This window comes from Tellurirhabdus bombi, assembly GCF_021484805.1.
GTDB lineage: Bacteria > Bacteroidota > Bacteroidia > Cytophagales > Spirosomataceae > Tellurirhabdus > Tellurirhabdus bombi.
Genome location: NZ_CP090557.1, coordinates 2,340,121 through 2,353,757, shown reverse-complemented (window position 1 = coordinate 2,353,757; position 13,637 = coordinate 2,340,121). Strand labels below are relative to the sequence as shown.

The 13,637-nt window shown below is 52.9% G+C and carries 7 protein-coding genes; 1 reads left to right on the top strand and 6 read right to left on the bottom strand.

Annotated elements, in window-relative coordinates; genetic code table 11:
- Positions 1-2: 2 nt before the first annotated feature.
- The 6 genes from L0Y31_RS09985 to L0Y31_RS09960 all read right to left on the bottom strand — a co-directional run bounded on the left by L0Y31_RS09985 (position 3) and on the right by L0Y31_RS09960 (position 11,431).
- Entirely contained in the window at positions 3-3,443 is a 3,441-nt protein-coding gene (locus L0Y31_RS09985; RefSeq protein WP_234736984.1) for a DUF1553 domain-containing protein, read from the bottom strand.
- 87 nt (positions 3,444-3,530) lie between these two features.
- Positions 3,531-5,054 (bottom strand): c-type cytochrome domain-containing protein, encoded by a 1,524-nt coding sequence (locus L0Y31_RS09980; protein ID WP_234736983.1) that lies wholly within the window; start codon positions 5,052-5,054, stop codon positions 3,531-3,533.
- Positions 5,055-5,099: 45 nt separating this feature from the next.
- Positions 5,100-5,492 carry a contact-dependent growth inhibition system immunity protein gene (locus L0Y31_RS09975; RefSeq protein WP_234736982.1) on the bottom strand — a complete coding sequence of 131 codons (393 nt, stop codon included), beginning with the start codon at positions 5,490-5,492 and terminating at the stop codon, positions 5,100-5,102.
- A gap of 7 nt (positions 5,493-5,499) precedes the next feature.
- Positions 5,500-7,104 carry an N-acyl-D-amino-acid deacylase family protein gene (locus tag L0Y31_RS09970; RefSeq protein WP_234736981.1) on the bottom strand — a complete coding sequence of 535 codons (1,605 nt, stop codon included), beginning with the start codon at positions 7,102-7,104 and terminating at the stop codon, positions 5,500-5,502.
- 56 nt (positions 7,105-7,160) lie between these two features.
- Positions 7,161-8,663 (bottom strand): DUF1501 domain-containing protein, encoded by a 1,503-nt coding sequence (locus L0Y31_RS09965; RefSeq protein ID WP_234737150.1) that lies wholly within the window; start codon positions 8,661-8,663, stop codon positions 7,161-7,163.
- A gap of 2 nt (positions 8,664-8,665) precedes the next feature.
- Positions 8,666-11,431 carry a DUF1553 domain-containing protein gene (locus L0Y31_RS09960; RefSeq protein ID WP_234736980.1) on the bottom strand — a complete coding sequence of 922 codons (2,766 nt, stop codon included), beginning with the start codon at positions 11,429-11,431 and terminating at the stop codon, positions 8,666-8,668.
- A 226-nt stretch (positions 11,432-11,657) separates the two neighbouring features.
- Between L0Y31_RS09960 and nagB the strand changes: the two genes are divergently transcribed.
- A complete protein-coding gene (gene nagB / locus L0Y31_RS09955; RefSeq protein ID WP_234736979.1) occupies positions 11,658-13,634 on the top strand; it encodes a glucosamine-6-phosphate deaminase in 1,977 nt (658 codons plus the stop codon).
- Positions 13,635-13,637 lie beyond the last annotated feature (3 nt).

The window sequence follows — 13,637 nt, the reverse complement described above, 5'->3', positions numbered from 1 at the left end:
TTTTATCGCTTAATGATTGCTTCATCAAAATTCATAATGGTACTCGCCACCACGGTCCAGGCAGCCAGCTCAGGAGCCGGAAGCCGAGTTTTTAAAGGGTATTCGCCAACGGCTACTAAGTCTTTCGCTCGTTTCTTATCTCTCTTAAAATCAGCCAGTTCTTCTTCATATAATTGCTGCATCAGCGCGATTTCTTGCGAACGTCCCGCCCGACTGATCACCGATTTAAACAGGAAATTGATGTTTTCTTTTGCTTCTTTTTCCTGCGACAGCTGCTGGGCCAGCACCCGCGCGGCCTCTACCAATTGTGGATCATTAAGTGTAACCAATGCCTGCAAAGGGGTCGATGTTTTTTGCCGCCGGACAATGCAGAAATGCCGCTCCGACGCATCAAAATTGAGCATCATGGGCGGTGGTGATGAGCGTTTCCAGAATGTATACATCGACCGTCGGTACAAACTGTCGTTGTGGCTTTGTACGTATTTTGTGGCGTTGCGGGTGGCTAAGGCTTCCCAGATGCCAGCGGGCTGGTAGGGATAAACGCTACCGCCCCCGACTTTGCGAGTTAAGAGTCCGCTGGCCGCTAAAGCCACATCGCGCACCTGCTCCGCCGACAGGCGGTAACTCGGCCCCCGCGACAGGTAAGTATTGTCGAAATCTTTTTCCCGAACGGCATCCGAAACCGCTGACGACTGCCGGTAGGTAGCCGACATGACAATCTGTTTATGCAACGCTTTCATGTTCCAGGGCGATGTGCCGCCACCCCCCTCGCGAAACTGAATGGCCAGGTAATCCAGTAATTCGGGATGCGAAGGCAAGGCCCCCTGATTCCCGAAATCGTCGCTTGATTTTACCAGACCCTGCCCAAAATACTGCTGCCAAACCCGATTCACGATCACGCGCGCAAACAGCGGATTATTCTTACTCAGTACCCATTTGGCCAGCCCCAGCCGATTGCGGGGAAACTCGGCGGGCATTGTTCCAAACGCCGACAAGGTTGCCGGTTTAACTTCTTCGCCGGGCGCATCGTAAGCGCCCCGTTTGAGCAGAAACGTTTTGCGGGGCGTCCTGCGCTCGCGCATCACCATCACCTGATCGGCGTTGGTGTACAGCATCAATTCGTCACCGCGAAGCTGCATGGTTTTTTTATGCGCCGCGCGGTAAGTCGTGTCAACAACCGTTACGTAGAAATTGTACAGCCCAGCTCGTTGGGCAGGAGTTCGTTTCGGAGCGGGTGTTCGCAAAGCCGCCGACAAGGCATCCGGTTGCCCGGCCAACTGGGGCATTTCCAGAGAAGTTAGGCAACGGTCGTAAATGCGGAGTTCATCGACGGCAATGTTCTTGTAGAAATAATCGTGCATGCGGCCAATGTAAAACGGATGCTGCGCCCAGTGCGTCCAGTCTTTTCCGTAGATAATGCTGTGTTTCAGGTTATCGGTAATGATTTTGGTACGGGCGGGCTGACCGTTCAGGTACAGCGACAAGCCCTTCGCCTGGCCTGAACCATCGTACGTAAAAGCGACCTGAAACCACTTTTTAACCGGTACTTTGTCAATCGTTTCGATATCCAGCGCATTGTCCGGCCAGACGTGGCTAAGGGTAACTTTCAACCGCCCGTCCTTCAGCAAATCAAGCTGATAGCCCCGTTGGCCGTCCATGGGTCCCGTGGTGCGCCCCAAAAGCGTTGCTTCCGTTCCCAACTGCGCCAGATTAAACCAACTACTGATCGTAAAAGGCTGATTCTGTTCAAATACCGCGAAGTCGAATGGGAGTTGAATCTGGCTGTCGCCCGGTAGAAAACGCGCTTTGCCAAAACGTCCCGGCACACTTTGGGCATATTTTTCGGGGTCGCCACCCAGTCGGGCGGGGAGCGTGTCATTCACCGAATTAACAAAAAGATTGCGCGGATCTTTATCTAGTTCGGCTTTCATTTTTCGCTTCGCTACGGACTTCTCTGGCTTGGGCGCTGGCTTTTTCCGCTTGGTTTCCTCCTGTTTCCGCCGGGCTTCTTCCCGCTTACTTTTTTCCTCTTCGGCTTTGGTCCAGGCAGCGTAGTCCAACGGATCGGCTTCATCAAATGAGTAATGCGCAATTAAACCCGTCGTTATGGCCGAAGGCAAACTTTGCTCTGCCTGCCCTATCCATTGACTGAATCGGCGCTGGTAATCAGGACGATTTGGTAAGAGATCTGCTTGTAATGGCTTTAATTTCTGATGGATAAAACGAAGCTTTTCTTCGGCTTCCCGAGATGTTAGCGTGATGGTCGGGGCGGCCTCCCCGTTATACGGAATCTGCCCCCGGTCGTTGTTGCTGTTAAAAAAAGCGAATAACGAGAAGTAATCTTTTTGGCTAATGGGATCGTATTTGTGGTCGTGGCAACGCGCGCACTCGACGGTCAATCCCAGCATGGCCTTCCCGAACGTATTAGTTCGATCCGCGACGTATTCCACGCGGTATTCCTCGTCCACAATGCCTCCTTCCTGGCTTTGCTGGTGATTCCGGTTAAAGGCCGTGGCGATGAGTATATCCCGGGCCTTTTCCGGCTGCGCGGGCTTCGGCAGCATGTCGCCCGCCAGTTGCCACGTAATGAACTGATCGTAAGGTAAGTTCTGGTTGTATGCTTTAATGACCCAATCGCGGTAAGGCCACATGGTACGCATGCCATCGTCCTGATACCCGTGGGTGTCGGCATACCGTGCCACATCGAGCCATTCCGCCGCCTGCCGTTCGCCGTACTGCGGGCTGTATAGCAAACGGTTCACTACTTTCTCGTACGCATTGGGCGACTGGTCAGCCAGAAACGCATCGACCTCTGCCGGGCTGGGCGGCAAACCCGTCAAATCCAGCGTAACCCGCCGCAGCAGCATCGCTTTGTCCGCTTCCGCAGCGTGTTTCAGGCCTTTTTCTTCCAGCTTTTTGAGCACAAATTGGTCAATGTCATTGCGCACCCACTGCTTTTCTTTGACTTCCGGTAAGGCGGGTTTTTCGGGCTTGACCAGCGACCAGTGCGGCTTATATTCTGCTCCCTGCTCGATCCACCGCACCAAAATGGCTTTCTCCTCAGCGGTTAAGGTCAGGTTGGATTCTGGCGTAGGCATCCGATAATCTGGATCGTTGCTGACAATGCGGTGGTAAAGCTCACTCTTGGCTAAATTTTCCGGGACGATGGCTCGTTTGCCACTTTCGGCTAAGGCTTCGTAAGCCCCTTCGGGCGTATCCAGCCGCAGACCAGCCTGTTGCTTGGCTTTATCGGGGCCGTGGCAGGCGAAGCAGCGATCCGACAGAATGGGTTTTACGTGCAGGTTATAATCAACTTTTTCGGGCAGTTGCTGTTCCACCGCCAGAATTTCGGCGGGCTTTTCGACCCGGCTGCATGAGGTCCAGCTAAAGGCAAGAAGCGTGACTCCCGCCAGAAAAAGCCGAGTAGCAAGCCAATGATTCATAGGTTAGGTAAGGAATAGTCAACTTGTCAGGCAATTGCCTAGCAGCTACTAAGTTAACTCATTATCCCAATTAATCCCAAAAACGTCCTATTTTGTTCCTTTAGCTTTTGATGCTGCTGAATCGGCTGGTTTGATAAAATCCGCGATGCTATTTTCTGCCAATCCCGTATTGACCTCTACCGAATTGTTCGCTTTTCTCAGGGCCTCCACGCCCGCTTCGGTCACTTTTGTTTGCCAGATATAAAGACTTTTCAACGCTTTCAGGTTACTTAGGTTACTCATTCCCGCATCAGTAATGGCTGTTCCATAGAGATTTAAATACTCCAGATACGGCAGTCCGGTCAAAGTTTTTAGCCCCGCATCAGTAATTTTGGTTTGCTCCAGGTGCAGTTTCTGAAGATTTTTCAATTGGGAAATCTGGCTCATGGCCGCGTCCGTAATCGGCGTATTCCCCAGCTTCAACCAGACAATCTGTTCTTTTAAGGGAAGCAGCAACGCGGCTTGGGCATCGTTAAAAGATCGGGCATTTACCGCGCTTACTTCCAGCAGATGCTGGTCTTTGGCTAAAGGCATAACCAGTAAGCCGGCCTTTTTTAGCGCCTCAATTGCTTTGGCGTCCGGGGCGGCCACCTTTAAAGCCAGTACCGGTGACTCGGTTGGCCCGTTTGTTTTCGCAGAACTACCATCCGGCGCATTCCCACCACCCAAAGCAGCCAACGCAGGTTTCACGTCGTCGGTTATTTTCAAATCCGCCACTCTTTTGTTGAACGAAGCCCCTTCGTTAATCCACCAGGTGAGCAATGTAAGTTGGCTTTCTGTGAGTTGGGTTTTGCCTTTGGGCGGCATGTGCTGGTCGTCTTCCAGCGGCAACAGACAAACCTTAATCAGTTCGCTATCAACGGCTTTCCCCGCTACCAGCACGGGACCGTCTTCACTGCCTTTTTGAATCATTTCCGGCGTATCCAACCGCAAATCCGCTTTCGATTTTTCGGCGTTATGGCACTGAATACAGCGGCTTTTCAAAATTGGACCCACAATTTGCTCGTATACCAAGGCCTGATTCACATCGGTAATGGCTGGCATAGCCACTTCTTTTTCGGGCCGGGGCGGGATGCCTGCCAGTGAGCGCAGTGGTTCGGGCGTATGCTGGGTCAGGTAGTCGGAGCCGTGGGTAAGTGCCCCGCCCAAGTGTCCGGTGGATAGCAGTAACAGCAACGAAACGCCCAGCGCGGGCAGGTACAGCAATTGTCCAAACGAAATTTTATGACTCCATTTTTCGTATTTGGCGGCCCAGGCAACCCACGAGAACAGAGCCACCCCAATCCCCTGCCATTTGTGGCTTTCCAGCGTTTCTTCCTCGTAACCACCAGTTAAGGAAAGCAGATACCCAAAAATACAGGCCAGCGTTGCGCTCACCGCCGACCAGAACAAAATCAGGGTAACGGTGTGCGACGCCACCCGTTGCCGACGCGTCAGCCGGTCAATTTCCAGCAGTCCCGCAATCAGGAGAAAACCAATCGGCAGGTGGACAATCAACGGGTGAAAATGTCCGAAAAACAAGGCCCATTCCGACGGTGCTGCGACGGCGGCCTGCAACAACAAAATTTTCATAAGGGTCTAGGAAAAGGCACTATTTTCTAGGACGAGCTTAGGTTATTACGACAATTCCAGGAAGGGCTCAGCGTTAATGTACCGCTCTTCCACTTCCCACATTCGGTCACGAATCAACTCAAAAACCTGTCGCCACAAAGCCCGATTATTCACCCAGAATGCTTCATCGATGGAAAGCACACTTTGTAAAAGATCGCCGGGGTAAAAATCTCCTTCAACAAACAGATTCTGCTGAAGCTTTTCAATGGCTAGCGGCACCAGATAGGGTAACGAAATACGCTGGCTGATCAGAATACGCACATCTTCTGCCGTAAAGCGGGCCAAAGGCGTTTTGCGCAGCGCGTGTGTTTTCTGCACGGTGTCACTGGCAAAATCCGGCTCGTCCCAGCTTGTTGCTTCTAACTCTTCGAGCGTTTTTTCACGCCAATTCCCCTCCATAGCCGGCTTATTTTTGCGCGTTAGCAATGTTTCCGGCTGCCGCTCCGCTGCCTAGTAAGATCTGTCCCGGGCGCTGGTTGTTATGCTTGCTATTTTCCACAACCGGAACCCCGTTTACCAGAATGTACGAAAATCCTTTTGAATACGCATGGGGCGCTTCGTAGGTAGCCGCATCCCCAACCGTTTTTTCGTCAAAGATCACAATATCAGCGGCGTAGTCTGGTTTTAGCAAACCCCGGTCGGCCAGCCGGAAACGCTGGGCAGGCAAGGAAGTCATGCGCCGAACGGCATCTTCTAGCGGAATAACGGCTTTCTCCCGCACATAGCGACCCAGCACGCGGGCGTTGGTGCCGTATCCGCGCGGGTGGGGCATGTTAGAGCCAAACTTCGCGACTCCGGCGTCGGACGCAATCATGGTATTAGGGTACCGCAGAATGTTCGCGACATCTACCTCCGACATGGTGTGGTAAACCATCTGGATGCGCTTCATGTCGGCTTTTTCCATCAATTCCATCACTAGATCGGCCTCCGTAGCCGCGTTCGATTTTCGGCCTAATTTCTGATTAATCGCCGAAATGCTCATGCCGTTGTAAGTCGTGTCGGGGGCATAATACGCCACCACGGCGTAGTCGTAGCTCTTGCGATTGTTTTTTTTGAGCGAAGCCAGCATCTCCTTCCGAATTTTGACGCGGGTTTCCGAATCCCGGAAGCGGGCCAACACCATCGAGTCGCTATCAGCCAGCGCCCACGAGGGAACAATGCTAGCCAGCGAAGTACTCGAAGCAGTGTACGGGTATTGATCAATGGTTACGTCCATACCTTCCCGCCGGGCGGCTTCAACCAGAGCAATCGTTTCCGAGCTAGTGCCCCAAATCGGCTTACTGGCTACCTTGAAGTGCGAAATTTCGACGGGAATACCGGCCTCGCGGCTAATATGAATGGCCTCTTCGATGGCTGCTTTAACGTTCTCGCCTTCATCGCGAATGTGGGACGCGTAAACGCCCCCGTACCGGGCGGCTACTTTGGCCAGATTCACCACTTCGGGCGTTTTGGCGTAGGTTCCCGGCGTATAAATCAAGCCCGTCGATAGGCCGACTGCCCCATCTTTCATGGCTTGCGCAACCAGCACTTCCATTTCCGCCTGTTCTTTGACCGTTGGATCGCGGAAGGCCGTTTTCATCACTTTGAAACGAACGGTATTGTGCCCTACCATCGCGGCCAGATTGGGTGTAATGCCTTTTAACCGCAGCGAGTCAAAAAACATTTTCAGGTTGGTTGCCGAGCTGCCACAGTTGCCCGTTACCAAGGTAGTGACCCCGTCGTAAATGAAATTTTCAGCACCGGGACGCTCTTCCAGGCTGCCTTCCACGTGCGTATGCACATCGATGAACCCAGGCGCTACGACTTGGCCTTTGGCGTCGATCACCGCTTTGGCACTGGTCGCAGGAATTTGTCCGATCTGCGCCACCTTGCCCGCTTTTATACCCAGGTCGGCGTAATACCAGGGGTTTCCTGTTCCATCTACGATTCGGCCATTTTTAATAACGAGATCATACGTTTGGGCGTAAGACGTAAAACTGATTAGAGCAAGCAGGTAGATGACGTGTTTCATGCGGTCGTGCGTTTACTTGTAGCTGATGAAATCTTACAGCTATAAATATACTGTTTTCAGGCTAAAACTGGCGTTATCACCTTGCCTGCCACGTCGGTCAGGCGGAAAGGCCGCCCCTGAAACTGGTAGGTAAGTTTCTCGTGATCAAAGCCTAGCAAATGTAAAATAGTAGCTTGTAAATCGTGAATATGTACTTTGTCTTTTACTCCGTAATAGCCAATGTCGTCCGTTTCTCCGAAACTAAAGCCTTTCTTAACGCCACCGCCCGCCATCCAGACCGTAAAGGCTTCGAGGTGATGGTCCCGACCCATAAACGGCAACGTCTGGCCATCGCGGTTTTCCTGCATGGGGGTCCGGCCAAACTCGCCGCCCCAAACCACCAGCGTTTCATCGAGTAAACCGCGCTGTTTCAAATCGTTCAGCAGGGCTGCCACCGCCTGATCCGACTCCTTGCACTTATCCCGAAGCCCTATTTCAATGGCTCCGTCGGAGCTGGTTCCGTGTGTATCCCAACCCCAATCGAATAACTGCACGAAGCGAACACCCCGCTCCACCAACCGCCGTGCCAGCAGGCAGTTCCGCGCGAACGACCCTTTGTTGGGATCAACGCCGTACATATCCAGCAGGTATTGCGGCTCGCCTTTTAAATCCATTGCATCAGGCACCGACATCTGCATCCGGAACGCCATCTCGTATTGCGAAATCCGCGTCAGAATTTCCGGGTCTTTTACGTCATTGTATTGCTGCTGGTTGATTTCGGTAATAGCATCAATCGTTTGTTTGCGAATATCGCGGCTCATGCCGTCCGGGTTCGAGACGTACAACACCGGATCACCGTCGGTACGGCATTGGACGCCCTGGTAAACCGTTGGCAGAAAGCCACTTCCCCAGATAGATTTGCCCGCGTCGGGTTGCTTGCCGCCGGACGCCAATACGATAAAACCCGGCAAATCGTCGTTTTCGGAGCCAAGCCCGTACGTCACCCATGACCCAATGCTGGGCCGTCCCAGACGCGCACTGCCCGTGTGCATCAGCAACTGCGCCGGCGCGTGATTAAATTGGTCGGTATACATGGCTTTCAGGAACGTTACCTCATCCGCCACGTTCTGAAAATGGGGCAAATAATCCGACACCCAGGCTCCCGACTGGCCATATTGCGCAAACTTTCCCTGTGGCCCCAGCATTTTGGGTACGCCCCGGATAAACGCGAATTTTTTCCCTTCCAGCAATTCCTGCGGACAGTCTTTGCCATTGTATTTGACCAGTTCGGGCTTATAATCAAAGAGTTCCAGCTGCGAAGGTGACCCAGCCATGTGGATGTAAATTACCTGCTTTGCTTTGGGGGTAAACAGCGACGAACGGGGTGTCATGGGCGCTCCGGCAGCCTGACCAGCCGCCACTGCTGCGCTGCCCTTGTCGGATTTATCCAGAAAACCACAGCTTCCCAACACCGACCCCATAGCCATAGCCCCGAGACCCGTGGAACAAGTATGCAAAAAATGCCGCCGCGTTTCGCGTTGCAGGGCAGCTTGTTGGAGTTCTTTCAGCAGGTTGTTCATCATTACTCTTTCGTAAGTACCTCGTCCAGATTCAAAATGGTATTCGCCGTAACTGTCAGGGCCGCCATTTCTGGAGCCGCGCCCGAACAAGCCATTAATTTGTCGGCACTCGCCCGATTTTCCCGGTATTCTTTTTCGGTGTTTCGATACAGGCGAGCCAGAACCGCTAATTTTTTAGGTGTTAAATCGCGCAGCATGACCCGTCGAAAACCCGCCTGAATTTTTTGTTCCGGTGTTTTACCGCCCTGCTGCATCACTCCCGCCAGCTTTCGGGCCACGTCAATGTAAACGGTATCATTCAGGGTGACCAGTGCCTGTAGCGGCGTATTGGTACGGAGGCGGCGCAACTGGCAAAACTCCCGGCTCGGACTATCAAACGTGATCATCGACGGATACGGGGCCGTACGTTTCCAGTAGGTATACAGCGCCCGACGGTAGCGGTCTTCGCCCTCGCTTAGTTTCCAGCTTGCCCCATCGTACGGCGATTGCCAGATGCCCGCCGGTTGGGGTGGCATGACGCTGGGGCCGTACATCTTCGGACTGAGCAAGCCACTGACCGCCAGCGCCTGATCCCGCACTTGTTCGGCGCTCAACCGCACGCGCGGTCCCCGGGCCAGCCAGCGGTTGAAAGGATCTTCAGCGATTAATGCCGGCGTGGCTTCCGAGCGTTGGCGGTAGGTTGCCGATAACACCAGCCTTTTCAACAGCTTTTTCACCGACCACTGATCGGTTGTGCTAAACTCCACAGCTAGAAAATCCAGCAGTTCGCGGTGCGTAGGTTGTATTCCCTGGGTTCCAAAATCTTCGACCGTTTCGACGATGCCCGTTCCGAAAAGCTGCTCCCAAAAGCGGTTTACTGCTACGCGGGCCGTCAGCGGGTTGTCCGGTCGCACCATCCAACGGGCCAGACCCAGGCGGTTGCGTGGCTCCTGCGGCGACAAGGCGGGAAGCGATTTAGGTACATCGGGCTGCACTTGTTTTCCTTTTACCAGCCAGTTACCGCGCTCAAAAATTGTTGTTTTTCGGGCCAAGTCGCCTTTCCCTTCATACAGGATCGGTGTTGTTTCGACGCTGGCGTTCAGCACCTGGCTCAGCTTTTGTTCCACCTCACTCAGCAACGAACCGTCTTTACTTTCGCTTCCTGGAAATGCTGGCCGGAACGACACCCATTTTACCATCACCCATTCTTTGGGCTGTTTGGGGCTATCCAGCGTCAGGTAAAGATGATGGCGTCCCTTGAGTTCGGGCAGGGCATAGATGACCACGGTATCTTTCCAGGCGTTGCCGGTTTTAGGCACAGGCAAGGTCAACACAGCGGGGCCCGTCGGGCTGTCCTGCCGAAGCGTGACAACGGCTTTGTCGGCGTTTGTTCCCCAGGCCATTACCAGTCGATTGGCGCCGGTCAGGTCAACATGCTTGATGCGCGTTGAACCGCCGTGCTGAAAACCGAAAAACTTGGCATCCAGCAGAGAAGCGTTTACGTACTGGTCAAAGTCGTGTGAATTTATTTTTGGCTCTGTTACCCGAATAAAATCCATCCACTCCCGAACCTGTTGCTGATTTTTCGTGTGGCTGGTCAGCCAGGTTTGCAATTCAGCTACTTTAATGGAGTCTTTGTCTTTGTAAAACCGCAAGGTGGGCGTTTCGCTTTGCACATCCTCGTCGCGGGTATTGTTGAAAAAGGCGAGGTATTTGTAGTATTCATCGTGCACAAACGGATCGTAGGGGTGGCTATGGCACTGCACGCACGAAAAAGTCGTCCCCTGAAAAACATCCCAGGTGGTATTGACCCGATCCAGCAGGGCCGCCACGCGAAACTCCTCGTCCACCGTACCGCCCTCATCGTTGTTCATGGTGTTCCGGTGAAAGCCGGTTGCTATGAGTTGGTCGTCCGTTCGGTCGGGGAGCAAATCGCCCGCCAGTTGCTCAATGGCAAACTGGTCGAAAGGCTTGTCCTCGTTAAAGGCTTTAATGAGCCAGTCCCGGTAACGCCATATTTTCCGGCCGCCGTCCCGTTCGTAGCCTTTCGTGTCGGCGTAGCGGGCCAGATCAAGCCAGAGGGCCGTCCAGCGCTCCCCGTAGGCGGGCAAAGCCAGCAACCGATCCACCACTTTTTCGTAGGCATTCGGCGATTGATCCGCCACGAAATCCGCTACTTCCTGCTCCGTGGGCGGTAAGCCCGTCAGATCGAGAGCAACGCGGCGCAGCAACGTGGCCCGGTCCGCTTCGGGCGATGGTTTTAGCTTTTGCTCCCGCAGTTTATTCAGCACAAAATAATCGATCTCGTTTTTAATCCATGCATGGTCTTCGTGTTCAGTCCAGCCCAGGCGGCTCCAAAACGTTCCGATTTTAGGTAGTTCCGGTTTTTCGGCGGGAGTATAAGCCCAGTGATCGCCCCATTCAGCGCCCTGATCGATCCATTTTTTGAGTAACTCAATTTCTTCTTCTTTCAGCGGGGGAGCGTCCAGCGGCATTCGTTCGTCGGGATTGTCCAACGTCAAACGGCGGATCATTTCGCTGGCGGCGGCATCGCCGGGAATGATGGCCGACTTGCCGGATTTGGTGGGAGCCAGCGCTTCGTGTTTGAAAAGCAGCGAAAAACCTTCGGCCTTTTTTACGCCGCCATGACAGGCAATGCAGTTTTTGTTAAGGAGTGGTTTTATCTGGGTATTGAAATCTACCTTCTCCTCGAAAACGCCTAAAAAGGAGGACAAGGCAATTGCTAAGATTGCACCAATCGCTAAAACTGTTATCCATCTTAGACCCATATCGAAATCAAGGCTTTCTCGTCAAAACAGGAATACCCCAAATTTACCTTTTTTTAATACAAAAACCCGAAATTGCACTTTTTTAGACCTAACACGTACTATTTTCGTGAGGCACCTTTTAGTAATTTTTAAATTTTTTTAAAATAAAACAGTTGGGTATCCGCCGAACAATCCGCAATTTTGAATTATCAATTTGCTTCGCAATCAAAAAACAGCACCATTTGCTATGATCTCCGAACCTTCTGTCCTCAATAATGCTGGTCAGGAAATTTCTTCTGCACACACGGGTGAGCCTATGCAACAGGCCATTACCTACGAAAAAATTCCGACCAATATTTATGCCGACGCCAAAGCTGCCTCTCGCGCTGTAGCTAAGGAAATTGCTGAACTCATTCGGACTAAGCAGCGCGAGAACAAGCCTTGCGTTCTGGGTCTGGCAACCGGATCTTCCCCAAAAACGGTTTATGCCGAACTGATCCGTATCCACCGGGAAGAAGGGCTGAGCTTTCGGAATGTCATTTCGTTCAACCTGGATGAATATTACCCGATGGAGCCTGATTCGCTCCAGAGCTATGTTCGGTTCATGAAGGAACAATTGTTCGATCACGTTGATATTCCGGCGGACGCTTATTTTCTTCCCGACGGCACAACGCCTTACAACCAGATTGCCGAATTCGGACGGTCGTACGAGGAAAAAATCGAAGCCATGGGTGGCCTTGATTTTCAGTTGTTGGGTATCGGGGGGAACGGCCACATTGGTTTCAACGAACCAGGTTCGCTCCAGAACTCCAAAACGCGTCTGATGATGCTTGACCACTCCACGCGGGCAGCAGCAGCGGGCGACTTCGGTAGCCTGACCAAAGTACCGAAAAAGGCCATCACGATGGGTGTCTCGTCGATTTTGAAGGCCCGCCGCGTGGTGCTACTGGCCTGGGGCGAGCGCAAAGCACCCGTTATCAGAGCTGCCGTTGAAGATACCGTAACGGAACAAGTGCCTGCTTCTTATCTCCAGTTACACCCGAATTGCCTCTTTGTAATTGACGAAGCGGCGGCTTCGGAGCTAACCCGGATGAAAGCTCCCTGGTTGGTAGATACGGTGGCCTGGGACAATAAAATGATCAAAAAGGCGGTGACGCACCTGTCATTGACGCTGGGCAAGCCAATTTTGAAACTGACTAACAAAGATTACAACGATAACGGAATGAGCGACTTACTGGCGCAGGTTGGCCAGGCGTACGAACTCAACATCGATGTCTTTAATAAACTTCAGCATACCATCACGGGCTGGCCGGGTGGCAAACCCAACGCTGACGATACCAACCGTCCCGAACGGAAATTACCCGCGCAGAAACGCTGCCTGATTTTTAGTCCGCACCCAGATGACGACATCATCTCGATGGGTGGAACCTTCCAGCGGCTGCACGACCAGGGCCACGAAGTACACGTGGGTTACCAAACATCGGGGAACATTGCCGTTGCCGATGACGAAGCCCTGCGCTTTGCGGACTACGTGGTTGACTTTAACAAGCAATTTGGTATTGACAGCCCGGAAGCCAACCGTATTTTTCAGGATGCGGCGGCCTCGCTGCGGACGAAGAAAGACAGCGAGATGGATACGGCCGAAGTGCGGTATGTCAAAGGATTAATTCGGCGCGGCGAAGCGAAATCGACCTGTCGTTTTGTAGGCATTCCGGTCGAAAACGCGCATTTCCTGAACATGCCTTTCTACGAAACGGGTAAGGTTGAGAAAAAGCCCCTGGGTGAAGATGATATTCTGGCGGTGATGAACCTGATCGAACAGATCAAACCGCATCAAATCTACGCCGCCGGTGACCTGGCCGATCCGCACGGTACGCACAAAGTGTGTCTGGATGCCATCATCGAAGCGGTTCGTCGGCTGAAGGCGTCGGGTGCTGATTTTATGCAGGATTGCTGGGTATGGCTTTACCGCGGTGCCTGGGCCGAGTGGGATATTCACGAAATTGAGATGGCCGTTCCGATGTCGCCTGATCAGTTGATGCGCAAGCGGTTGGGTATCTTCAAACACCAGTCGCAGAAGGACGGCGTTGTCTACCAAGGCACCGACTCCCGCGAATTCTGGCAACGCGCCGAAGAACGCAACCGGGGTACGGCTGAGTTGTATAACCGCCTGGGTCTGGCCGAATACGAAGCCATGGAGGCGTTTGTACGCTGGAAATTTTAAGTT

What these genes read in the sequence shown, in the direction of transcription:
- L0Y31_RS09985 (WP_234736984.1), bottom strand. Translation starts at nt 3,443, where the DNA reads ATGAATCATTGGCTTGCTACTCGGCTTTTTCTGGCGGGAGTCACGCTT.
- L0Y31_RS09980 (WP_234736983.1), bottom strand. Translation starts at nt 5,054, where the DNA reads ATGAAAATTTTGTTGTTGCAGGCCGCCGTCGCAGCACCGTCGGAATGG.
- L0Y31_RS09975 (WP_234736982.1), bottom strand. Translation starts at nt 5,492, where the DNA reads ATGGAGGGGAATTGGCGTGAAAAAACGCTCGAAGAGTTAGAAGCAACA.
- L0Y31_RS09970 (WP_234736981.1), bottom strand. Translation starts at nt 7,104, where the DNA reads ATGAAACACGTCATCTACCTGCTTGCTCTAATCAGTTTTACGTCTTAC.
- L0Y31_RS09965 (WP_234737150.1), bottom strand. Translation starts at nt 8,663, where the DNA reads ATGAACAACCTGCTGAAAGAACTCCAACAAGCTGCCCTGCAACGCGAA.
- L0Y31_RS09960 (WP_234736980.1), bottom strand. Translation starts at nt 11,431, where the DNA reads ATGGGTCTAAGATGGATAACAGTTTTAGCGATTGGTGCAATCTTAGCA.
- nagB (WP_234736979.1), top strand. Translation starts at nt 11,658, where the DNA reads ATGATCTCCGAACCTTCTGTCCTCAATAATGCTGGTCAGGAAATTTCT.